18 protein-coding genes are annotated in these 22,435 nt (G+C 62.2%); 6 read left to right on the top strand and 12 right to left on the bottom strand.

The window, feature by feature from the left end:
• Nucleotides 1-173: 173 nt before the first annotated feature.
• From JQ574_RS27795 to JQ574_RS27815, 5 genes are all read right to left on the bottom strand, one after another.
• Nucleotides 174-1,595, bottom strand: coding sequence for a hypothetical protein (locus JQ574_RS27795; RefSeq protein ID WP_212205462.1), 1,422 nt, complete (start codon nucleotides 1,593-1,595; stop codon nucleotides 174-176).
• Nucleotides 1,596-1,744: 149 nt separating this feature from the next.
• The gene (locus JQ574_RS27800) at nucleotides 1,745-3,121 is read right to left on the bottom strand and encodes a sensor histidine kinase (protein ID WP_212205460.1); all 1,377 of its coding nucleotides are present in this window, start codon (nucleotides 3,119-3,121) and stop codon (nucleotides 1,745-1,747) included.
• Nucleotides 3,122-3,225: 104 nt separating this feature from the next.
• Nucleotides 3,226-3,897 carry a response regulator transcription factor gene (locus JQ574_RS27805; protein WP_212205458.1) on the bottom strand — a complete coding sequence of 224 codons (672 nt, stop codon included), beginning with the start codon at nucleotides 3,895-3,897 and terminating at the stop codon, nucleotides 3,226-3,228.
• 285 nt (nucleotides 3,898-4,182) lie between these two features.
• Nucleotides 4,183-4,851 (bottom strand): metallophosphoesterase, encoded by a 669-nt coding sequence (locus tag JQ574_RS27810; RefSeq protein WP_212205451.1) that lies wholly within the window; start codon nucleotides 4,849-4,851, stop codon nucleotides 4,183-4,185.
• Nucleotides 4,852-4,965: 114 nt separating this feature from the next.
• Nucleotides 4,966-5,118, bottom strand: coding sequence for a hypothetical protein (locus JQ574_RS27815; RefSeq protein WP_192734298.1), 153 nt, complete (start codon nucleotides 5,116-5,118; stop codon nucleotides 4,966-4,968).
• A gap of 266 nt (nucleotides 5,119-5,384) precedes the next feature.
• Here JQ574_RS27815 and JQ574_RS27820 point away from each other — a divergent pair, with 266 nt between their 5' ends.
• Together JQ574_RS27820 and JQ574_RS27825 are read left to right on the top strand one after the other, a co-directional pair.
• A complete protein-coding gene (locus JQ574_RS27820) occupies nucleotides 5,385-6,374 on the top strand; it encodes a Ku protein (RefSeq protein ID WP_212205449.1) in 990 nt (329 codons plus the stop codon).
• A 29-nt stretch (nucleotides 6,375-6,403) separates the two neighbouring features.
• Nucleotides 6,404-6,640, top strand: coding sequence for a hypothetical protein (locus JQ574_RS27825; RefSeq protein ID WP_212205447.1), 237 nt, complete (start codon nucleotides 6,404-6,406; stop codon nucleotides 6,638-6,640).
• Between the two features lie 15 nt (nucleotides 6,641-6,655).
• On the opposite strand, the gene JQ574_RS27830 is transcribed toward JQ574_RS27825, so the two are convergent.
• Both JQ574_RS27830 and JQ574_RS27835 read right to left on the bottom strand, forming a co-directional pair.
• Nucleotides 6,656-6,865 carry a hypothetical protein gene (locus JQ574_RS27830; RefSeq protein ID WP_212205445.1) on the bottom strand — a complete coding sequence of 70 codons (210 nt, stop codon included), beginning with the start codon at nucleotides 6,863-6,865 and terminating at the stop codon, nucleotides 6,656-6,658.
• Between the two features lie 21 nt (nucleotides 6,866-6,886).
• On the bottom strand, nucleotides 6,887-7,051 hold the full coding sequence (locus JQ574_RS27835; protein ID WP_212205443.1) for a Flp family type IVb pilin: 165 nt from the start codon (nucleotides 7,049-7,051) through the stop codon (nucleotides 6,887-6,889).
• A 216-nt stretch (nucleotides 7,052-7,267) separates the two neighbouring features.
• On the opposite strand from JQ574_RS27835, the gene JQ574_RS27840 reads away from it, so the two are divergent.
• From JQ574_RS27840 to JQ574_RS27855, 4 genes are all read left to right on the top strand, one after another.
• Nucleotides 7,268-7,438 (top strand): hypothetical protein, encoded by a 171-nt coding sequence (locus JQ574_RS27840; RefSeq protein WP_212205441.1) that lies wholly within the window; start codon nucleotides 7,268-7,270, stop codon nucleotides 7,436-7,438.
• Nucleotides 7,439-7,705: 267 nt separating this feature from the next.
• Nucleotides 7,706-9,340 (top strand): thiamine pyrophosphate-requiring protein, encoded by a 1,635-nt coding sequence (locus tag JQ574_RS27845; protein ID WP_212205439.1) that lies wholly within the window; start codon nucleotides 7,706-7,708, stop codon nucleotides 9,338-9,340.
• A 255-nt stretch (nucleotides 9,341-9,595) separates the two neighbouring features.
• The gene (locus tag JQ574_RS27850) at nucleotides 9,596-14,812 is read left to right on the top strand and encodes a GAF domain-containing protein (RefSeq protein ID WP_212205437.1); all 5,217 of its coding nucleotides are present in this window, start codon (nucleotides 9,596-9,598) and stop codon (nucleotides 14,810-14,812) included.
• A complete protein-coding gene (locus JQ574_RS27855) occupies nucleotides 14,809-15,198 on the top strand; it encodes a response regulator (protein ID WP_212205435.1) in 390 nt (129 codons plus the stop codon). Before JQ574_RS27850 ends, JQ574_RS27855 begins: the two co-directional genes overlap by 4 nt.
• A 68-nt stretch (nucleotides 15,199-15,266) precedes the next feature.
• Here the strand turns inward: JQ574_RS27855 and JQ574_RS27860 are convergent, their stop codons facing one another.
• The 5 genes from JQ574_RS27860 to JQ574_RS27880 all read right to left on the bottom strand — a co-directional run bounded on the left by JQ574_RS27860 (nucleotide 15,267) and on the right by JQ574_RS27880 (nucleotide 22,372).
• Complete coding sequence (locus JQ574_RS27860; protein WP_212205428.1) at nucleotides 15,267-16,850, bottom strand: MDR family MFS transporter; 1,584 nt, start codon at nucleotides 16,848-16,850, stop codon at nucleotides 15,267-15,269.
• Between the two features lie 449 nt (nucleotides 16,851-17,299).
• Nucleotides 17,300-18,604, bottom strand: coding sequence for an MBL fold metallo-hydrolase (locus tag JQ574_RS27865; RefSeq protein ID WP_212205426.1), 1,305 nt, complete (start codon nucleotides 18,602-18,604; stop codon nucleotides 17,300-17,302).
• Between the two features lie 10 nt (nucleotides 18,605-18,614).
• A complete protein-coding gene (locus JQ574_RS27870) occupies nucleotides 18,615-20,603 on the bottom strand; it encodes a S8 family peptidase (RefSeq protein ID WP_249119635.1) in 1,989 nt (662 codons plus the stop codon).
• Between the two features lie 12 nt (nucleotides 20,604-20,615).
• Nucleotides 20,616-21,749 (bottom strand): patatin-like phospholipase family protein, encoded by a 1,134-nt coding sequence (locus JQ574_RS27875; protein WP_212384091.1) that lies wholly within the window; start codon nucleotides 21,747-21,749, stop codon nucleotides 20,616-20,618.
• 104 nt (nucleotides 21,750-21,853) lie between these two features.
• Complete coding sequence (locus JQ574_RS27880) at nucleotides 21,854-22,372, bottom strand: YcgN family cysteine cluster protein (protein WP_212205416.1); 519 nt, start codon at nucleotides 22,370-22,372, stop codon at nucleotides 21,854-21,856.
• Nucleotides 22,373-22,435 lie beyond the last annotated feature (63 nt).

Below are 22,435 nucleotides of genomic sequence, written 5' to 3' on the forward strand. Positions count from 1 at the left end.
CGATGCCTTCACCTCAGAGGAATGTGCCAACTACCTCAAAAACTCAGGCTATCGAACCTAATGCCATCACGCTTTAGGACCAGCAATCGTGAATATCCGCTGAAATCGGACGATAGCATTTGAGGAGGTGCGGATGTCCGCTTTGGGGCTCAAAAACCGGCGACCCGGCCGTCCTATCCGTTGCGGGTGGACTTGCGCTCGGCGGATTTTCGCTCGCCCGTGACGGCATTTTCGGCCGCCCTGCTCATCAGCGACGCATAATCATGGCCGAACAGGACTTCGCAGAAGCGGATCGCCGCCTTGGCCTGCATTTGCCGGTAGGCGCGCGCCTTGGTGTCGCCGCCGCGCAGCGCCTGCACCAACGCCTCGGTCGAGTGCTCGACATAATGCTGCAGGTCGGAATAGGTCCGCAACGTGACCTCGTTGATCGCAAGTTCGCTGGCATAGGTGCGGCAAACCGCGACGAAATCGATCAGGGCCGCGGTTTCCTCGACGTCCGTGGCGTCGATTTTGGGAGCCGACGAAATGTCCTTGTCGGCGCGCTGGCGCAGGATGCGCCGGACCCGGCCGGGCACGCTGTCGATTTCCGACTGCAGCGAATTGGAAATGTCGGCGCGGATCGAGGTCAGCTGCTTGCCCCACGTGGAATCGTTGCGCAGGTCGAGCTCCGTGCGCAGGCCGCGCACGCCGTCATGCAGCGTCTTCAGCTGCTCGCTGACATTGTCGAACTGGCCGCGCCTGATGTCGGTGCGCAGGCAGGCCGCGAGAAAGGACAGATCGTGCAGCGCGAGCGTGACGGCGATGCCGTACGGCGTCGCGGCGACACGAATTTCATCGTCGGAAGCCGCCATCTTGATCGCGAGGCGGATGATCTGCCACGGCGCCGCCAGCCGCTGCATGATCAGCGACAGCGCGAACGGCAGGAGTTGCGGCGTCTGCAGCGAGGGAACATTGAGCGCCGAGGTCACCGACGCGATCTGGGATTCCGACAACGCCCGCAACTGGCTGGCAAGCCGGCTGCCCAGCGTGTCCATCGCCTCGCGCGCGCGCAAGACCGACCCGATCGACAGGAAGTCCTCGACGACGTTGGGCGGGCCGATACGCGCGAGCGAACGCTGCCTGTCGTCGCCCTGCACCGGCGCCGCGACCTTGGCGATCGCTTCCGCGGCGGCGAGCTGGAACTTGCGCGTCTCGGATTCGAGGCCAGCGGTCGAACCGCTCTGCCTGATCTCGGCCAGCGCGGCTTCGAAGGCCCGCGCCTGCTCCGGCGCGCCGTCCCGGGCCAGCCATTGCCAGACCGGCAGCAGCGAGGTGCGGCGGATCTGGCCCTGCCGCATCGGGAAATTGCTTTCGACCAGAAACGGCTCGATCGGGCGAAACAGCAGGCGCGCCGGATCATCGGTCCGCGGCCGCACTTCGTCGTCTTCCTCGGTTCCGCGCACCACCTTGCGCAATTGTTCGAGCACGAGGGTGGCGACCGCGACTTCCTCGCCGCGCTCGATCGCGCGCTCGAACGAGCGCATCAGCAGCGCCTGCGCCTGAGGCGGGAGCTGGGCGAGATAGTCCCTCAGCCGCTCGGTCGATGTCTGGCTCATGCGCCCGGTGTGGATATGCGTGTGTCGTCCGGACGGCAAAGCGCGTCCAACCGCCATCATAAAAGTGCGCGCGTTAAGAAGTCGTTTAGGAATGATGAAATCAAGGGCGGCATGGCCGGGTCCCGGACCGGATTCAATCGCTTTCGCGCTCAAACCCCCGGCAGCACCAGCTCGGCCCGCAACCCGCCGATCGGGGCATCGCCGAGCGCAAGGCTGCCGCCATAGAGGGCCGCAAGATCGACCACGATCGAGAGCCCGAGACCAGAGCCCGGCTTGGATTCGTCCAGCCGCTGTCCGCGCCGCGAGACCTGCGCGCGCTCGTCGGCCGACAGCCCGCGGCCGTCATCATCGACGATGATCCGCAGCCGCGGCCCGGCGCTTGGCTCCGCCGCCGGCTCGACCAGCACCTCGATCAGAACCTGGGTGGCGGTCCATTTGCAGGCGTTGTCGACCAGGTTGCCCGCCATCTCCTCGAGGTCCTGGCGTTCGCCGCGAAACTTCGCGCGAGGATCGGCTTTCAGATTGATCGTGATGGCGCGATCCCGGTGGATCTTTTCCATGGTCCGCCGCAATGCCTCCATCGCGGGCGCGACCTCGGTGACGGTGCCGACCACGGTGACGCGCGCGGCGATGCGCGCGCGCTCCAGGTGGTGGGCCACCTGATCGCGCATCACGTCGGCCTGCTCCAGCACCTTGCTGGCAAAGGCATCGACGGGGTGCGCGGCGGCCTCGTTGACGATCACGGAGAGCGGCGTCTTGATGGCGTGGGCGAGATTGCCGACATGGGTGCGGGCGCGCTCGACGATTTCCCGGTTGGCGTCGATCAGCGCATTGGTCTCGCGCGCCAGCGGAGCGATCTCGACCGGGAACTCGCCCTCCAGCCGTTCGGCACGGCCGGAGCGGATATCGGCGATCGATTCCGAGATGCGCTTGAGCGGCGCAAGTCCGAAGCGGACCTGGAAGATCGTGGTCAGCAGCAGCACGATGCCGAGCGCCGCGAAAGTGCCGCCGAGGTAATAGTCGAAGCTGCGCGTCTCGTCGAAGATCTCGGCGGCATCGCCGGCGACGCCGATCAGGAATTTGCCGTCCGCGCCGAGGTCGACCGGCCGCTCCACCATCCGCAAAGTCTGCCCCTCGGGACCGTCGACATAGCCGAGACGGATGCCCGCCGCGGTCAATTCGGCACCGTGCTCCTCGAGTTTCGGCAGCTTCTTGTCCCACAGCGAACGCGACACCCGCGCTTCGGGCTTGTCGCCGTCGGTGCGCACGACCTGCCAGTACCACCCCGACAGCGGCAGCTCGAACAACGGCTCGCCAAGCGACTGGAACGGGTGGTCGGGCGGCTCGTCCGGGGTTGCGACCTCGGCGATCAGGGTACGCAGATAGAGATTCAGGCGGCGGTCGAAGGCGCGCTCGGTGGCATCGCGATAGACCGACGACAGCACGAACCCGGTGATGACAAGGATCACCACCACCCACGCGGTCGCCGACAGGAACAACCGTGTGGCGAGCGAGGAGCCGCGCATCAGGACGCGATCCCGAACAGGAGAGGCCGGCTTTCGGAACTGATCATGCCCGGACAAAAGAGTAAGCGCGCTACTTCTTCAAGACCTTTATCGCGCGCCAGTCGTCACGTACCCGGGGCCGGCGGCGTCAGGAGATAGCCGAGCCCGCGCACGGTCTGGATGATATCGACGTCGAGCTTCTTGCGGATACGGCCGACGAACACTTCGATGGTATTGGAATCGCGGTCAAAATCCTGGTCATAGAGATGTTCGACCAGTTCGGTGCGCGACACCACGCGTCCGGTATGATGCATGAGATAGGCGAGCAGGCGGTATTCGTGCGACGTCATCTTGATCGGATTGCCTGACACGCTGACCCGGCCGGTGCGGGTGTCCAGCGAAACCGGGCCGCAGGTCAGTTCCGACTGGGCGTGACCGGTCGAACGGCGGAGCAGTGCGCGGATCCGCGCCAGCACTTCTTCGAGGTGAAACGGCTTTGCGACATAGTCGTCGGCGCCGGCGTCGAAGCCCTGCACCTTGTCGCTCCAGCGGTCGCGGGCGGTGAGAATCAACACCGGCATCGCCCGTCCGTTGCGGCGCCAGGACTCCAGCACCGAGATGCCGTCCATCTTCGGCAGGCCGATGTCGAGAACGACGGCGTCATAGGGTTCACTGTCACCGAGGTAGTGCCCCTCCTCGCCGTCGAACGCGCGATCGACCACATAACCGGCATCCGTCAGCGCCGTCGTCAGCTGACGGTTGAGATCGGGGTCATCCTCGACGACAAGCAGGCGCACGCTGGCCTCCAATGGTGTGCTTCACGAAACCTGCCACAAGATGAGGCTCATCGGCGTGAACGGCCAATGAACAGGCACTCGGCGCCATGTTACTTTTTCGTCATGACGGCCCGCAACGGCGCGGCCCTCAGTCGCAGGCAGCACCTAAAACCCCGTTCCGATGGAATCGAAACAGGGCTCTAGATCTTCGTTTTGACGCGTCTTCTTCACGCGAACCGGTGTCCACTTCGCTTGAAAACGCTCTAGCCTGCCGAATCGGAGGCCCAAAGCGGCCAAAAAGCGCGGCTAACGGCCGTCTGCCCCGCGGACCACGATCAAATTGACCGGGCCGCCCGGCCGGCCATCGTCGAACACGCCAACCGTCAACCGCCCGGTTTTCCAGGCGGCGGTATCGAGATTGGTGCGGCCCTCGTACAACAGCGGGCCGTCGGGATCATTGTCATGGCCGTGCACGACGTGGAGCTCGCCGAACCCGCTCGAATCGTCCTTCGGGTAGCGTTTCCATAACAGGGTCTTTTCGCTCTGCTTCTCCAGCGGCGTCCCTGCCTCGACGCCCGCGTGCACATAGAGGCGGTGCGCATCGACATACAGCAGCCGCAATTGATCGAGCCACGCGATATGGGCCTGCGGCACCGCGGCGGGATCGCCGCCATAGGACGCCAGCGCCGCATCGCCGCCCCGCTCCAGCCAAAAAGCCTGTTTCGCCGGATCGCGCAGCCCTTCGACCATCATCGCGTCGTGATTGCCCTTCAACGCAACAAAGCGCCAGCCGCCGCCGATACCTGGCAGCAGCCGGTCGATCACCTGCCTGCTCTGCGGGCCCTTGTTGACGTAGTCGCCGATGGTGACGATGACGCCGGCTTTGCCGGACGCATGCGCGTCGATCTCCAAAAGCGCGCGGCTCAGAAGATCATCGCGACCATGAATATCCGGAATGACGTAGGTGAAGCTCATCCGCGTACGCATTTCCGGCTAGGGGACTCCACGGTGCTATTCCAACCGCACGCCACCGGCAACCGGCTTGCATTGTCCGGCCGGGCTGCCGGCGACTGTATTTTGCTCCGTCCCTTACGTCCGGAAGAACACGAACCAGACCACGCCCAGGATCAGGATCGCCAGTCCAGTCGAGACGGTCAGGAGCGCCAGCACCGACGGGCCGGGTTCGGCCTGACGTGCCTCGGTCGGAGTTTCGATAATCTGGCCATGTCGACGCGTTGCCATGGGGGACCTCATTTGCCTAAGTGCCTGTAATGCCAGCTATTGCTTCGACACCACCCGTCAAAAGCAACGCATGATGACAAATGATGTTCCGGGGCTTCTCAGAGGGCATTTTGCAGTCAGGTCGTAACAGGTCGCAGTCGAACGCCGGAACATATCGCTCGGTCTCGGTTAACGCCGTTGGCAGATTCCCTCCCCCGCCGTGTTTGAAACCGGGTCTACCGATGGTATTCTTCACGGTCGTCTGTTGCGTCTGTTCGGAGTTTCCCATGGCCCCCCGCGCCAACTGGAAGGGCTTCTTGCGCCTTTCCCTCGTGACCTGCCCGGTCGCCCTGTATCCGGCGACCTCGGATACCGAGAAGGTCTCGTTCAACCAGATCAACCGCAAGACCGGCCATCGCATCAAATATGCCAAGGTCGATGCCGACACCGGCGAGGAAGTCGCCAACGAAGACATCATGAAGGGCTACAAGATCGACACCGACACCTATATCGAGGTGTCGAAGGACGAGCTTGACGATCTCGCGCTGGAATCGACCCGCACCATCGAGATTGATGAGTTCGTACCGCGAGCGGATATCGACAGCCGCTACGTGATCCGTCCCTATTATCTCGTGCCGGACGGCAAGGTCGGCCACGACGCGTTCGCGGTGATCCGCGAAACCATCCGCAGCATGGACAAGGTCGCGATCGGCCGCGTGGTGCTGACCAACCGTGAACACATCATCGCACTGGAGCCGCTCGACAACGGCCTGATGGGAACCCTGCTGCGCTACCCCTATGAGGTCCGCAGCGAGAAGGAATATTTCGACGACATCCAGGACGTGAAGATCACCAAGGATATGCTGGATCTGGCCAAGCACATCGTCGAGCAAAAATCCGGATCGTTCGAACCCGAGCAGTTCGAGGATCGCTACGAGCAGGCGCTGATCGACCTGATCAACCAGAAGCGCAACGGCCTGAAGACATCGCCGAAGGCAGCAGCGAAGACCGGCGGCAACGTCATCAATCTGATGGACGCGCTGAAACGCAGCCTCGCCAACGAGAAACAGGCCGCTCCTGCCGCAGCCAAGGAAAGCGGCAAGGAAAACGGCAAAGCCAAAGGCAAGAAGCCGCGCAAGGCAGCCGCCGGCCAGCGCGAAATGCTGCTGCCGATCTCAGGCAGCGGCAAGCGCGCCGCCAAGGAGACGGTCAAGGAAGCGCCGAAGAAGGCCGAGAAGCCGGTTCGCACTTCCGCCCACACCAAGAAGGCCAGTTGATCGCGCAGGCATTCGGCCGGTAACGCGCGATGCCGTGGTCGACGCCGTTCGATGAGCCGATCGCACTGCGCGGCGGCCGCACGCTCACGACGCTGCAGCACGCCGCCGACTACGTCATGAAACTGCCAGAAGCCGACCAGCAGGAAGCGCGCTGGCAAACCGCGGTCGAGCATTTGATCAGGGCTGCGGAGACCGGCGGCGGGTGGCTGATGTTCGCGCGGATCGCAATGATGCGTGCGCTATATGCGGATGAAAACGACCGGTAACGCCGCCATACGGCGCTAGTCCCCGCCGTCGCCATCTCCTCCGCCAAAATCAAAGCCGTCAATGCCGTCGCCGGACAGCCTGCTCCGGAACATGATATCCGTGAGCAGGAGCACAACCAGTATGGCGGCGAATACGCGCCACGGATGTTGCAGACTGTAGGCGATGACCTGCCGGCCGAAGCTGGCGATCGGTGGACCCCAGGTCCCGAACAGCAGCTCTTGCATGGTGCGCGCTGCCGGCCCGTTCTATTTGAGCGATGTGCTGACGGTGCCGAACTTGGTGCTGAGCGCAGTGCCGACGCCGTTGACGGCACCGACGATCACGATGCTGATGCCCATCGCAATGAGGCAATACTCGATCGCGGTCGCGCCGGACTGATCCTGGAAAAAATTCTTCAACAATCGACGCATAAAAAACTCCTGTCGACGCCGCCGGAATTCTTCCCGCGCCACGCTCCAAATGGAACCCTAGATTGGAATGATTGACGGCGTTTTGACGAACAGGATGAACGACTGATTAAGCCGGAGCCCTGACTGCACCGGTATTCCTACGGTACCAAAAATTTACTCTGAATTGTGCCGCGCCGGCCATGGTCGGCGGATCGGCGTCTTCCGGAGCGAGCGCACATGTCCACGCAGAAGCGTGAACCAGGAAAAAACTACATCGGCCTCTTGAACGATGAGTTGGAAGAGCAGCGCACCGCCGAGAGGCGATCCGGCAACGATCGCCGTCTGACCGCGTATGTCCTCGGCCTGATGGCGGCGATGTTCAACCATCGCCGCAACGAGGCGAGATAGTCGCCCTCCCGTCGCCCGTAGGCGCGGCCGGCTTCGAGGCCGCCGCGGCGAAGAGCGCCCGACACGTTTCTGATCGAGTGGGAACCGCTGGACCTCGGACTCATCGGTTTGACGCCGGTATTGGTCTGTAGCAAGAGGTCCGGCGGCAAACGCATATCAGCACTTCCCGGGGCAGGCGCCGCCCGCGCTTTACCGTGAGGAAAATTCCTGTTCCAACTGTGAGAAATCGGCCGAACGAACCGGCCTGCACACAAGGGGGAGACCGTGATGAAGCTCGGCGCCGCGATTGCAGAAATCATGAAGCGCGAGGGGATTGAGATCCTCTGCGGCTATCCCGTCAATCATCTGATCGAATATGCCGCCAATGCCGATATCCGCCCCGTGATGGTGCGCCAGGAGCGCATCGGAGTCCATATGGCGGATGCGATATCCCGGGTCACCTCGGGCCATTCGATCGGCGCGTTCTGCATGCAGCACGGCCCCGGCGCCGAAAACGCCATGGGCGGTGTGGCGCAGTGTTACGGCGAATCCGTCCCGGTGCTGGTGCTGCCGATGGGTTATGCGCGGCGGCTCGCCAATATCGACCCAAACTTCAACTCCAGCCAGGCGATGCGGGCGTTCTCAAAATCCTCCGAGCCGATCAATATCGCGGCTGAAGTCTGCAACATCTTTCGCCGCGCCTTTACCAAGCTGAAGAACGGCCGCGGTGGGCCTGTCATCGTCGAAATCCCGGCCGACATGTGGAACGAAGACGTACCGGAGCCGCTGAACTACACGCCGGTGCTGCGCACCCGCTACGGCGCCGATCCCGTCCACATCAAGGAGGCGGCCGCGCTATTGGTCGGCGCCAAGCGGCCGGTGATCTACGCCGGCCAGGGCGTGCACTACGCCAGGGCCTGGCCGCAACTGAAGCGGCTGGCCGAGCGCCTCGCGATCCCCGTCACCACGAGCCTTGGCGGAAAATCGTCGTTTCCGGAGACGCATCCGCTGTCACTGGGCTCGGGCGGCCTTGCCGTGCCCCGCGCGGTGCCAAAATTCCTCGGCGAGGCCGACGTGATCTTCGGCATCGGCTGCTCGTTCACCGAAACCTCGTTCGGCATCGCGATGCCGAAGGGCAAGACCATCATTCATTCGACGCTGGACCCCAACCATCTCAACAAGGATGTCGAGGCCAGGATCGGCCTGGTCGGCGATGCCGGCCTGGTGCTCGATGCGTTGCTGGAAGAAATCGGCAAGAGTGTCACCAGCGATCGTGACGCATCCTCTGTCGCCGCCGAGATCGCGGCCTCGCACAAGGAATGGCTGGCGAAATGGATGCCAAAGCTCACCCACAACGAGGCGCCGCTCAGTCCCTACCGCGTCTTGTGGGACCTGCAGCACACCGTCGACATCAAGAACACCATCATCACCCATGATGCCGGCAGTCCGCGCGACCAGCTCTCGCCGTTCTGGAAATCGGTCGAGCCGTTGTCCTATATCGGCTGGGGCAAGACCACCCAGCTCGGCTACGGGCTTGGGCTCGCCATGGGCGCCAAACTCGCAAAGCCCGACAAGCTCTGCATCAATGTCTGGGGCGATGCCGCGATCGGCTTCACCGGCATGGATTTCGAGACCGCCGTGCGCGAGCGGATTCCGATCATGTCGATCCTGTTGAACAATTTTTCCATGGCGATCGAGCTGAAGGTGATGCCGATCTCGACCGAGAAATACCGCTCGACTGACATTTCCGGCGACTACGCCGCGATGGCGCGCGCCTTCGGGGGCTATGGCGAACGGGTGACCAAGCCGGAAGACATCATTCCCGCGATCCAGCGCGGCATCGCCAAGACCAAGGAAGGCATCCCGGTGCTGCTGGAATTCATCACCAGCAAGGAGACCGAGGTCTCCCGGCCCGGAACCTGATCACAGACTCGGCCGATAACCGATTAGCCTGCTTCACATTTTGCCACCCCGGCCTTAAGAAAAGGCCGGGATGGCGCTGGCTTGGCCGCGCCTGGAATGAAATTATCTGCCACATTGGTGCGAGCGCTGATGGCTTGGCGCCATCGGCCTGCAAGGCTTGCTCTGAAATGGCTTGCTCTGAAATGGCTTGCTCTGAAATGGCTTGCTCTGAAATGGCTTGCTCTGAGATGGCTTGCCGTGAAATGGATTGAGTGAATGACCGCGCTCCCCCCGGACGCCGTGGCCGATCTCTACAGACTGGTTGCCGAGCTCGAGCAGAGGCTCGAATCCAGCTTCGCCGCCCACGACGCTGATATCGCCCGTCAGGCAGCGACGGACGCGGAAAACGGCCGGCTGATCCATGAACTGAGCATCGCCCGCGAGCGCCAGAACGCCAGCGCCGATATCCTGCGAACCATTGCCAGCGTATCGGGCGATGCCGAACACGCGCTGCACCAGATCGCCGAAACCTGCGCCCGCCTGTTCGATGCGCCCAGCGCCACCATCCATATTGCCGAGGGCGACGGCTGGGCCAACATCATCCGATTCGGGGAAAGCTCGAAGCGCGTCGGCGCCGGCGTTCCGGAAACGCAGCTCAAGATCGGCGGCCGCAATATGCCCGGAACCATCGTGGGCGAGAACCGCCAGATTCACGTTCCCGATGTCGACAATGTCGACCCTGAAATCGCCGATTGGCCGGGATTGCCATATGTTCGCGAGGCCGGCACGCGCTCGATGTCCGGGTCACCGCTGCGGTGCGAAGGCAAAGCGATCGGCGCGCTGATCGTTTACCGCGATCAGCTTGCGCCGTTCACCGAGGATGAGCTCGCGCTTCAGCAAAGTTTTGCCGACCAGGCCGCCATCGCCATCGAAAACACCCGGCTGTTTCGCGAGACAAGGGAAGCGCTGGAGCGACAGACAGCCACGGCCGAAATCCTCAAGGTCATTGCCGCCTCTCCCTCCGACGCGCAGCCGGTGTTCGAAGCCATCGCTGCCAGCGCCAAGCGATTGCTCGGCGGGTTCTCCGCCACGGTGCTGCGCTTTCTCGGCGACGAACTGCATCTGGTGGCGTACACGCCGACCAGCCCCGCTGCCGATGAAGGCCTGAAGGCCTCGTTTCCGAGATCGATCTCGGAATTCCCGACCTTCGCGCTGGTGCGCAATGGCGAGACCGTTCAGTTTCCCGACAGCGAAGCCGCGCACGTCCCGAAGTTGAACCGGGATCTGGCGCGGCTGCGCGGCTTCCGCAGTGTATTGTTCACACCCCTGATGAACCAGGGGGTGCCGGTCGGCATGATCAGCGTGACCCGCGCGGAGCCGGGCGCCTTTGCCGCCGACCACGTGCAATTGCTGCAGACATTCGCCGACCAGGCGGTGATCGCGATCGAGAACGCACGCCTGTTCAACGAAACCAGGCAGGCCCTGGAGCGACAGACCGCGACGGCTGATGTCCTCAAGGTGATCGCCGGCTCGCCGTCGGACGTGCAGCCGGTGTTCGAGGCCATCGTGACCAGCGCGAACCGGCTGATCGGCGGATTTTCCACCGCAATGTTTCGCTACGTCGACGACCAGATCCATCTGTCCGCGTTCACCCCGACAGACCCCGCGGGCGACGCGGTGCTACAATCCTCGTTCCCGATGCCGCTTGGCAGCTTCCCGCCCTACCAGCTGGTCCGCGACGGCGCGCCGGCGGAACTCGTCGATACCGAACTCGAGCCGGCCGCACGCGACATCGCGCGTGCACGGGGCTATCGCAGCATGCTGTTCGCGCCGCTCATGAACGAGGGCAAGGCCGTCGGCATCATCACGGTCACGCGCCGGGCACCCGGCTCGTTCGACGAGCCCCACGTCCGGCTGCTGCAAATGTTCGCCGCGCAGTCGGTGATCGCGATGGAAAATGTGCGACTGTTCAACGAGACGCGGGAGGCGCTGGAGCAGCAAAAGGCGTCTGCGGACATCCTCCGGGTCGTCAGCAGCTCGGTCGCCGATGCCCAGCCCGTATTCGACGAGATCTTGCGCAGCATCGCGCATCTGTTTGGCGGCGATGACCGGTTCATCTACCTCGCAGGCGACGATGGACTGCTCCATATCGGCGCGGCCCACGGCGTCAACGCCGAGCGCGTGCGCGCGCTGTACCCGGTGCCGCTGGAGGGTACCGCGAGCGAGGTAGCCTTCCGCGAGCGCCGCCTGATCCATTACGCCGACGTATTCAACGATCCCGACGTGCCTTCGCCGCTGCGCGAGATCGCTCGCCGTATCGGCAAGAACTATTCGATGGCGCTCGCGCCCATGCTGTGGGAGGACCGTGCCATTGGCTCGATCTTCGTAGGCCGCACTTCGATGAAGCCGTTCAGCGAAAAGGAGTGCAGCCTGCTGCGCAGCTTCGCCGACCAGGCTGTCATCGCGATCCAGAACGCGCGGCTGTTCAACGAGACGCGGGAAGCGCTGGAGCGGCAGACCGCGACGGCGGAGATCCTCAACGTCATCGCCGGATCGCCGACCGACGTGCAGCCGGTGTTCGACGCCATCGCCGAAAGTGCCAAGCGGCTGCTCGGCGGCCAGACGGCGCTGGTCACCCGCGTCGTCGGCGACCAGCTTGATCTGGCGGCCCACACCGCCGGAAGCCATGCCGGCGATGAGGCGATACAGAGTTCGTTCCCGACCCCGCTTGCTTCCTCCGGAATGCACAGCCGGGTGGCCCTGACCGGGAGGATCGCGTTCCGCTCCGATATCGAAACCGAACCGGATGTGTCCGAAGCCGTCAAGGAAACGGCGCGCGCCCGGGGTTACCGAAGCATCATCTCCGTTCCGATGCTGCGCGAAGGCGTTGCGATCGGCACCATTGGCGTCTCGCGTGCGGAACCGGGACGGTTCGCCGACAACCAGATCGACCTTCTCAAGACGTTTGCCGACCAGGCCGTGATCGCGATCGAGAATGTCCGCCTGTTCAATGAGGTCAAGCAGCGCACGGAAGATCTGAGCGAATCCCTGCAGCAGCAGACTGCGACCGCCGACGTACTCAAGGTGATCAGCCGCTCGGCCTTCGATCTGCAGACGGTGCTGGATACGCTTACCGAATCCGCCACCCGACTGTGCGAGGCCGATGCCGGGCTGATCGCCAATCGCGACGTCGACACTTTCCGGGTGGCCGCAACCTTTTCCTTCTCGCCGGAGTATGACGCGTTCATGCGAGGTCGCGCATTGCCCGCAGGGCGCGGGAGCGTTGCGGGGCGGGTCGCGATCGACAGACAGGTCGTCCACATCGCCGACATCGCTGCCGACCCGGAGTACACCATGCGCGAGACGGTGGTGCTTCAAAAGATTCACAGCATGCTCGGCGTGCCTCTGCTGCGCGAGGGGGTCGTGGTCGGCAGCATCATTCTCGGACGGCAGCGGGTGGAGCCCTTTACCGACCGGCAGATTGAGTTGGTTCGGACCTTTGCCGACCAGGCCGTGATCGCGATCGAGAACGTCCGCCTGTTCGAAGAGGTGGAAGCCAAAACCCGCGATCTCTCCGAAGCGCTGACGTACCAGACCGGAAGCGGCAACATTCTGAGGGTGATTGCCTCCTCGCCGACCGACGTCGCTCCCGTCCTTGCTGCCATCGTGGAGAGTGCCTGCGAGCTTTGCGACGCCAATGATGCCATCGTTTACCTGAAGGAAGGCGATCAGCTTAGCTACGAAGCGCATCATGGCCCGATACCCGTGGTCTTCGGCGAGAAGCGCGCCATCAACCGCGACTATGTCGCCGGACGATCGGTTGTCGACAGGATGCCGGTACATGTGCACGACGTATTTTCGGAGGAAGGCGCGGAATTTCCGGAAGCGCGGGAATTGTCGCGAAGCCTGGGCATTCGCAGCATCTTGTGTGCGCCGATGCTGCGCGAGAACGAAAGCATCGGCGCCATCCTGCTTCGGCGCACCGAAGTGCAGCCGTTCAACGACAAGCAGATCGCGCTGCTGCAGACCTTTGCCAATCAGGCCGTGATCGCTATTGGCAACGTGCGGCTGTTTGAAGAGGTGCAGCAGCGCACCCGCGATCTCTCGGAAGCCCTGCAACAGCAGACTGCGACATCAGATGTTCTCAAGGTCATCAGTCGCTCGGCGTTCGATTTGCAGACGGTCCTCGACACGCTGGTTGAATCTGCCGCACGTCTGTGCGACGCCGACAAGGGCGTCATCTTCAAGCGCGACGGCGATCTCTATCGGTGGTCGGCCAATTTCGGCAACCCGCCCGAGCTCGAAATTTTCGCAAAGGCCAATCCGTTCAAGCCGGGGCGCTACGCCGTGACTTCCCGTGTGGCGCTCGAAGGCAAAACGTTTCACGTTGCCGACGTGCTTGCCGACCCCGAATACGGCGCCAGCCAATATCAAAGGCTGGGAGGCTATCGAACCATCCTCTGCGTTCCCTTGCTAAGAGAGGGCGTGCCCATCGGAGTGTTCGCGCTGACGCGATCGGAGGTTAAGCCGTTTACCGAACGTCAGATCGAACTGGTGCAGACTTTTGCCGACCAGGCCGTGATCGCGATCGAGAACGTGCGGTTGTTCGACGAGGTTCAGGCTCGCACCAAGGAACTGGCTGCTTCGCTCGACGATCTGCGCACCGCGCAGGACCGGCTGATCCAGACCGAAAAGCTGGCTTCGCTCGGCCAGCTCACCGCGGGCATTGCGCATGAGATCAAGAACCCGCTCAACTTCGTCAATAACTTCGCCGCCCTTTCGGCGGAACTGACCGACGAACTGAACGACGTGCTCAAGCCGGCCGAGATCAGCGACAAGATCCGCGAAGAGGTCGATGAACTGACCGGCCTGCTCAAGGACAATCTGCAAAGGGTGGTCCAGCACGGCCAGCGCGCCGATTCCATCGTCAAGAACATGCTGTTGCATTCGCGCGAGGGAGGTGGCGATCACCGGCCCGCCGACATCAACGCGCTGATCGACGAGAGCCTCAACCTCGCCTATCACGGCGCCCGCGCCGAACGAGCCGACTTCAACGTCACACTGCAGCGCGACTTCGACGCCAATGCCGGCATGGTCGAGGTATTTCCGCAGGAAATCACCCGCGTGTTCCTGAACCTGATCTCGAACGGCTTCTATGCCGTGAACCGGCGCCGGATCGAGGCCGGCCAGCCCGGGTTCGATCCCGTGCTGATCGCCGCCACCCGCGATCTCGGCGACGCCGTCGAGATTCGCATCCGCGACAACGGGATAGGCATCCCGTCCGAGGTAAAGGACAAGATGTTCAACCCGTTCTTCACCACAAAACCCGCGGGCGAAGGCACCGGGCTTGGCCTGTCGATGAGCCACGACATCATCGTGAAACAGCATGGTGGCACCATCGACGTCGATACCGAGCCCGGTCAGTTTACCGAGTTTCGCATTGTTCTGCCGAGGACCAGCAATCCTCTCAACACGACCCGAGGTTCGACGTGAGTGTTCTGGTGCTTGTGGTCGATGACGAGCCCGACATCGAGGCGCTGTTTCGCCAGCAATTCCGCAAGGATTTGCGCGCGCAACGCTTTGTGATGGATTTCGCCGGCTCGGCGGCCGATGCGCTCGCCCGCATCGGTTCCACCATCGAGCATTCGCTGATCCTGATCCTGTCGGATATCAACATGCCCGGGATGACCGGGATCGAGATGCTGCCCAGGGTCAAGGAGATCCGGCCCGACGTTCCCGTCATCATGATCACCGCCTATGGCGATGCGGAGACCAGGCGCAAGGCGATCGCCGGCGGCGCGATAGGTCTGCTCACCAAGCCGATCGACTTTGCCCTGCTCCGGGACGAAATCGATACGCGGCTGGCACAGGCGGGCTAAAACGTTTTCGAGCGAAGTGGCACAGGTTCGCGCGAAGAAAACGCGTCAAAACAAGAATCTGGAACGCCCTACTCCGCCATCTCCGCCGGCGGCGGCGTCCCCGGCCCAGCCAGCGGGCGCTCTTCCATCAGGATCATGCAAATCGTGGCGCCGGCCATCAGCGCGGCCGCGGCGCCGAATACGTAGCGGAATGCCGTGATCATGTCGGCGACGGGGATCGAATTCAGGGGACCGTGGTGCTCGCCAACCAGCGAAATGTCCGCCCCCAGCACCATCAGCAGGATCGCGGTGAAGGCCGCGACCGTGAACGACGACATCAGCGATCGGAAGAAATTCATCGCACCGGTGACGGTGCCGATCTGCGGCCGCGCCACCGAATTCTGCAGCGAGACCACGCTGACCGGAAACGTCGTTCCGAGCCCGAGCGCGAAGATCGACAGCAGCACCAGCAATCCCCAAAGCGGCAGCGTCGTGAGCGCCAGTGCGCACCCGGAGATCGCGGCGATCGACGTTCCGATAATCGCGACACGCTTGTAGTGTTTGGCGCGCGCCATGGTGCGTCCGGCGATGGCGGCGCCACAGGTCGAGATCGCGGCGAGCGGAATCAGCGCGAGGCCCGCCTCGCTGGCGCTGAGGTGGTAGACCACCTCGTAATAGAGCGGCAGATTGACGGTCAGGCCGGTGATGGCGCCGAGCGCACAGCCGCCGGCGGCCATCGCATAGGGCACCACCGTTCCGCCCATCAGCGGCAGCGGCAGGAACGGCTCGTCGGCCTTGCGCGCGTGCCAGACGAAGCTGAACGCCAGCGCGGCTGACGCGCCGATCATCGCGATGATGGTCGGCGACAGCCACAGATAACGGTTGCCGCCCCAGGTCAGCACCAGCATGAACACGACCGCAGCCGCCATGAGCAAGACGCCGCCGAGCCAGTCGACCTTGCGCCGGCGGTGGAACACCGGGATCTTGCCCATCTTCGGCAGCAGCAGCGCCAGCGCGCCGAGCGCGAGCGGCACGTTGATCCAGAAGATCATCGACCAGTGCAGATGTTCCGCGAACACCCCGCCGACGACCGGCCCGCCGATCCCGGCGGCGACCCACACACCGCTGAAATAGGCCTGGTACTGGCCGCGTTCGCGTGGGCTCACCACGTCGGAGATCACCGTCTGCACGACAGGCATGATGCCGCCGCCGCCGAGGCCCTGCAGGCCGCGCGCGAGGATCAGTATCGGCATGTTCGGCGCCAATGCGCACAGGATCGAGCCAGCGATGAACAGGCTGAGGGCGACAATGATCATGACGCGGCGGCCGTAGATGTCGCTCAGCGTGCCGAACACCGGCGCCACCGCGGTCGATGCCAGGAGGTAGGCCGTGATCACCCAGGAGAGATTGGAAACGTCGCCGAACTGGCGGCCAATGGTCGGCAACGCCGTTGCGACGATGGTCTGGTCGAGCGCGGCCAGAAACATCGTCAGCATCAGGCTGATCAGGATGGTGCGGACCTCGTCCTGGGTCAGCGGCGCGCGCGGCGCAATCGGCGGCGCATCGCTGACATCGATGACCTCGGTCGTGATGTGCGAGATTTCAGCCGAAATTTCGTCGGTTAACGTATCTTGGTCGGCAGGTTGACCGCGCTGCCGTTCGAACTTGTTCATTTGAGACGTAATATTTTTCTTCGCGGCTCAAAGCCGCCGACATGGAATCGCTATATCAGCTGCACTTTAGAGCGCAAACTTCCCTCGCGGCAGGCACCTGCGCGCATGGGAGCATCCCGAGAGCGCAGCTTCGCAATCACGTGATCGGCGGATTGCGCAAAACGCTACGATTTCGGCCGCTTTTTGCGCCTGCCCTCCATATCCGGCGCGGTCTCGCAACGGGCGCAAGACTCGACGCTGTAGTTGTTCCGTGTAACATTTACTACCGCAACGGTGGCTATCGGGCTGATCCCCTTCAGGCGGGATCGCGTGCGGGGTTACCCGAAAAAGCCCGGCGATATACGGCATCTCATTGCAGGAGCGGCGCGATGGACGAGATTTTGATCAACAAGACGCCGGTTCTGATTGCATCAGAACCGAAAGGCCCGCGATAGATTTCCAATCCTGGCCTAAAGCTTCAACGGCTCAAGCAAATCGATCAAATGCGGCTTCTTTTCATCGACGATCTCGACCTTTAGCTTTGGATTCTTCGCGAAGAAGGAAGCCAGGCCGTGCTTGGCAGGGGACCAGTTTTCCCTGACCTCGATCTTGGGGTTTTTCTTCTTTCGCTTCTTTTCCTTGGCCTGTTCCTTGTTCCAGTCGGCCTTGCGCCCCTTGTCGATCTCTTCGATGGGATAGGTCAGATGAATCGTATAGTCCGTGTCGGCGCCGCGCGCGTCCAGCAGCATTTGCAGCGTATTGCGTTCCGGGTTGCCATGCTCGCCGTCGCCGGAAAAGACATAGTGATCGGCGGTCACCTTCTTGAAAAAGCTCGTTTCCATGTTGTTGTCGCTGCCGTGGTGTGGAACCTTCAGGATGTTCACGTGCCGTTTGCCGCTCTTGCCGAGAATACCGGTCAGCTTCAGCCCGTCCAGAGTCTTGTCGCCGCGGGCGTCTCCGGTCAGCAGGATGCTCTTGCCCTTCAGTTCGACGAGCACGACGATGCTGGACAGATTCGAGATCGATTCATCCGAGAAAGCCGCCAGTGCTGCTTCCGATGATTTCTTCTTTTTCTGAGCCTTCAGCCATTTGTCGTGCTCTTTCTGCAGTGCCAGCAATTCCGGCTGCAGCGGCCCAACCACCGTCACCTTCAGGCCATCGAGCGTGACGGGCTTCGAGGCCTTGCTTGCAAGGATCAGCTTACCCTTGAACTTGTGATTCAGTTTCCAGCCGAGCGCCTTGGCGTCGTCGCGCAGCGTCCGGCCCTGCGGAATGCTGGAGAGCACCTCGTACGCATGCATTTTTTCTTCGTCCTCGACGTCATCGTCCAAGGCTGATTTCCCGATACTCGCCAGCACCGTCCCGGAATCGAAAGTCCCGCCCTCGCCGGCCGCTCCGCCTCCCAGCGAGGCGGTCTCGACCATCAGTTCACCGGGTTTCGTATTCAACAGATCGTCGAAACTGTTATGCCAGAGACTGGTTACCTCCAGTCGCAAGGGCGGGTTTTTGCCGCGTTGCTCCTTGGTCAGATCGAGAATTCCCTTGATGTGATCGTCGTCGACATGGCTCACCATCACCACATCAACCGGCAGAGGGTCCTTCTCGTCGAGCCCGCGCGCCTCGTGGACCTGTTCGATCCGCGGCTTGAGGTGCGGCTTGTAGACGTTGGACGGGCCACCATCGATCAGGATCAGACGCGGATCGTCCTCCGGGCCATAATGAAGCATCAGGCAATCGCCTTTGCGCGCGCGCAATACATCCAGCGTGAAAAACATTCATGCCTCCTTAAATGGACTGAAAGGCTCGCAGGACGTCGAGCATGCCGTGCCCCTGAAAACTTCGTTCGCGGCCGAGATCGGTCGCGCTTTCGCACAAAATGCGTTTGACCCGGCGCGGCTGTCCGATCAGCTCTTCGTAGCGCGCCAGCAGCATCGCGGCCGCCCCGCTAACATGCGGCGCCGCCATGCTGGTTCCCGAATCCGGGCCCCATTCGCTGTGGCTGTTGTCGCCGGTAATGGCTGACTGCACACGTTCGCCCGGGGCAACGAGATCCGGCTTGAGGCGGCCGTCGCCGGTTGGACCACGACTGGAGAAAAAACTCACACCATAGGTGTGGGGCCAGTTTCCATGCGTCGATCCCACCGTGATGACGCTGTCTCCGTTCCCAGGATCCGTGATACTGAATGCGGCATAGCTTTCGAACACGCCGCCGTCCGTCAGTTCGAATTTCTGATAGCCGCGGTTGCCCGCTGCAGCGACCACCACCACCCCGCTCTCCACCAATCGCTCACATTCGTTGCAGACCGGCGTGTGCCCGCAGGCGAAGTTGCGAACGTTGTGCGGAATGGAAAGGCTGAGATTGGCGCCGTGAATGATCGTATAGGTATGCCGCTCGTTGACATAGCGAATGTATTGCAGAGCCGCAATAATCGCGAACTCGGTGTCATCAAGCGTCTTGCCGAGCACACGGAAATCGTAGATCCGGATGTCCGGGCACATGCCGTCGGGATGACCACTGCTTTTTCCGTTGGCGCCGATGATGCCTGCGACATGGGTACCGTGCGGGCTCGGCGGCGGTGGCGGCGCTTTCAGCGTGATCAATTTCTCGATGGTGGCCCAATTGATCGGACGCTTTTCTCTGGCATCTGCGGCGATTTCCTTCAGATATTTTTTTGCGTCTTGCGGCTTGAGGCCGGCGGCAGCCGCGAGCTTCGCGAGTTCCGGTCCCGCAACATCACCCTCGTCATCGCTTACGATCTCGCGGATCCTGGTAAAGTCGAACGTTTTGCGGATGCGCGATTTGCCGTTGTCCATGAAAGCTTCGTGCTGAGCGTCGATGCCGGAATCCAGCACTGCCCAAACGATGTTCTTGCAATCCACCTTGAACAACGTATTTGCAGCATCGGCCTTTACGGCGGGGACGGATCGATCAAGCGCCGCCGTGGCTGGGCGGTTCAGCGAAACCTGGAAAATGTAACCCTTACTCCTGGCTTCTTCGGCTTCTTCGGCTTCATCGTGTTTCGTCGATTCCAGTGCATCGGGGTTTGCTTGAATAATCTCGTAGAGCGCGAACATTCCGGCGATGATTTCAGGAATGTACGGTTGATATTTTTTGAACGCATCCTCGAACTTGAGCGGCGGCAACCGCTCGACCGGCGTGGAGGACGCGCGCGAGATTTTCGGGCGCTCTAGCTTGCCCACCCAGTAAATCAATCCGGCCAGCGCGATATATCTTTCAAGCGACGTGAAGTTCTCGGGATCGTTCTGATTGACGGCCCCCGAGTTAGCGAGGCCGCGCTCAAGCAGCCTCTTCAGCTTGACCTGGTCGATTTTTAAGATGCGTTCCTGGAGTTTTGGTTGACTCCACCATTGCGTCAAAGGCACGAGGATTCGCAGCACCTCGTCGAAGTACAATCTGGCGCCCACGATGCCCTGCAGATAGGCGATCTTGGTCCTCTCCTTCTTGCGATCGGAGGGTGCCGGTTTTTCCGCCTGGCGTTCCTTTTCGCGCAACTTCAGGCCAAGCGGGATTTTCTCGGCCACCACGGCGGCCGTTGTGTTCTTGTGCGGAGTGATGAGGACATCTTGAACGACGCCCGGATCAAGCGCATATGCGGCCCACACGTCCCCCAACAACGGTGAGTCCTGCAATACGCGACGATCATCGGTGGGCCCGAGCAGGATGTGTTCGACCAGTTCGGCAGGAATCGAGAACTGCTCGGGCATTGCTTTCCGTGCCGAGCCTCGCTTGCTTGCCGTCTGCTTCTTCGCCATCGGTGCCTCGCATTAGATCGGCGATTGCGGGTAAGGAAACTCGGCTTTTGGCTGCTTGGCCGCGACATGCTTGCGTATCGCAGCATCGCACACGGCATAACCCCAGTTGATCAGGCGCTCCTGCGTCTCGTCGTCCATCCGCTTCAGGCGCGTCGGTATTTCCGCAAGCTGCAGTGTACGCTCGTGAGGACACGGCAGAGCGTCGGCCAGTTTGTAGTCCGCGATGTTGGTGCGAATGCCCCAATAGGCACCGTTCCGTTCACCCGATTTGTAGGACTCGATCACCTGGCGCTTGCGCAAGGAGCGTACCTGGCTATCGATCAGATTCAGCACACGATAGGAATGCCGCGGCCAGTCGGTCTCGGATTCTTCTTCGGCTTCGATTTTGCCGCCGGCGTCGCTGACGAACACGGTCTGATGCCGCTTCCATGCAGTCTCCAGTCCCAGATTGTCGTAGACGCCGCCATCGCTGAGAACGACGCGCGTCGTGAACGGCGGCCGCTGCAGGTCCAGCCCGCTCTTCTTGTCGAAATCACTCTCTTTGAGGCGCAATTCGAACGGCGAAAGCACCGGCGGAAATGCCGAGGACGCCGCCACCGCGTGCGCCAGCGGGACCTTCGGCTTCGAAACCTTGCCGACGCGATAGTCCCGCATGTAAGGCTTCATGAAGCGCCAGAGCACGCCGGATTGCACGTTGGTCGCATTGATCACGAAGCGCGGCTCGTCCGGCATGTCCTGCAGGGTTTTGCCGTGGAACAAATGCTCGTCATACGCGCGCGCGATGCGGTCGCCGATGCTGCCCGGCAGCAACGCACCCAGAATGACCGATTCCGCATCGATCGTTACACCGGCAAAGGCGCGCAGCGGTGCAACGAATTTGGGAATGAAATCGGTCTTGACCGAGTTCGGCTTGAAACTGAGCTCACGCCATTTCAGCGCCAGAACGCCGGCCGTGATCGAGCCACCCGAGACGCTCGATATTCGTTTGATATCGCGCAACAACCCCGTTTCATAAAGACGCCAGAGCACGCCGATGTGAAATACCATCGCACGATAGCCGCCGCCTGACAGGCAAAGCGCCATGGTCGGCTCAAGCTGCGCAACCTCGGGATCCGTTGGTATAGCGACGACCGGCGCATCAGGCATGCGGTCACTTCCAGGCGCTAAACTACTTAAAAATGCAATCCAGAAAAAAACTATCTTCGCATGCTAGCGCTTCGACCTTGGGTTGTGAAGCCCCAGCGCGTGCGTCATTTGGTGACGGGGCGTTTTTTGAGCCGCGCCCGCTTCGGCAACAGCGCCGGCCATTGCACGATGTGATCTTCGAGATCCTCATCGGCAATCTCGTTCTCCGTTCCCTGCACCCGCCCGCGCACGGAAACGCCGGCCTCATGCACGGTATTGGGATCACCTGATAGCAGCGGGTGCCACCAGTAGAGGTCACGGCCCTCGGCGACCAGCTTGTAGCCGCAGCTCGGCGGCAGCCAGTTCAGGGTGCGGACGTTTTCCGGGGTCAGCCGGACGCAGTCGGGAACCTGGGCGGAGCGATTCGGGTAGTCCTTGCAGGCGCAGGAGCCCGAGTCGAGCAGCTTGCAGGAGACGTGGGTGAAATAGATCTTGCCGGTATCCTCGTCTTCGAGCTTTTCCAGGCAGCAGCGCGCGCAGCCGTCGCACAGGCTTTCCCATTCGGCGCTGGACATCTCTTCCAACGTCTTGGTTTTCCAGAAGAATCCCTCCTGGCCGGAAACGGGCTTGGGCGGTGCGGTCATAAATTCAGGGTTTTCCGGATCGGATCGGTCTTGCGCCCTTCTAGGAGGTGCGGTGGCAGCCTT

It is taken from the genome of Bradyrhizobium sp. AUGA SZCCT0158, assembly GCF_018130065.1.
Taxonomy (GTDB): Bacteria; Pseudomonadota; Alphaproteobacteria; order Rhizobiales; family Xanthobacteraceae; genus Bradyrhizobium.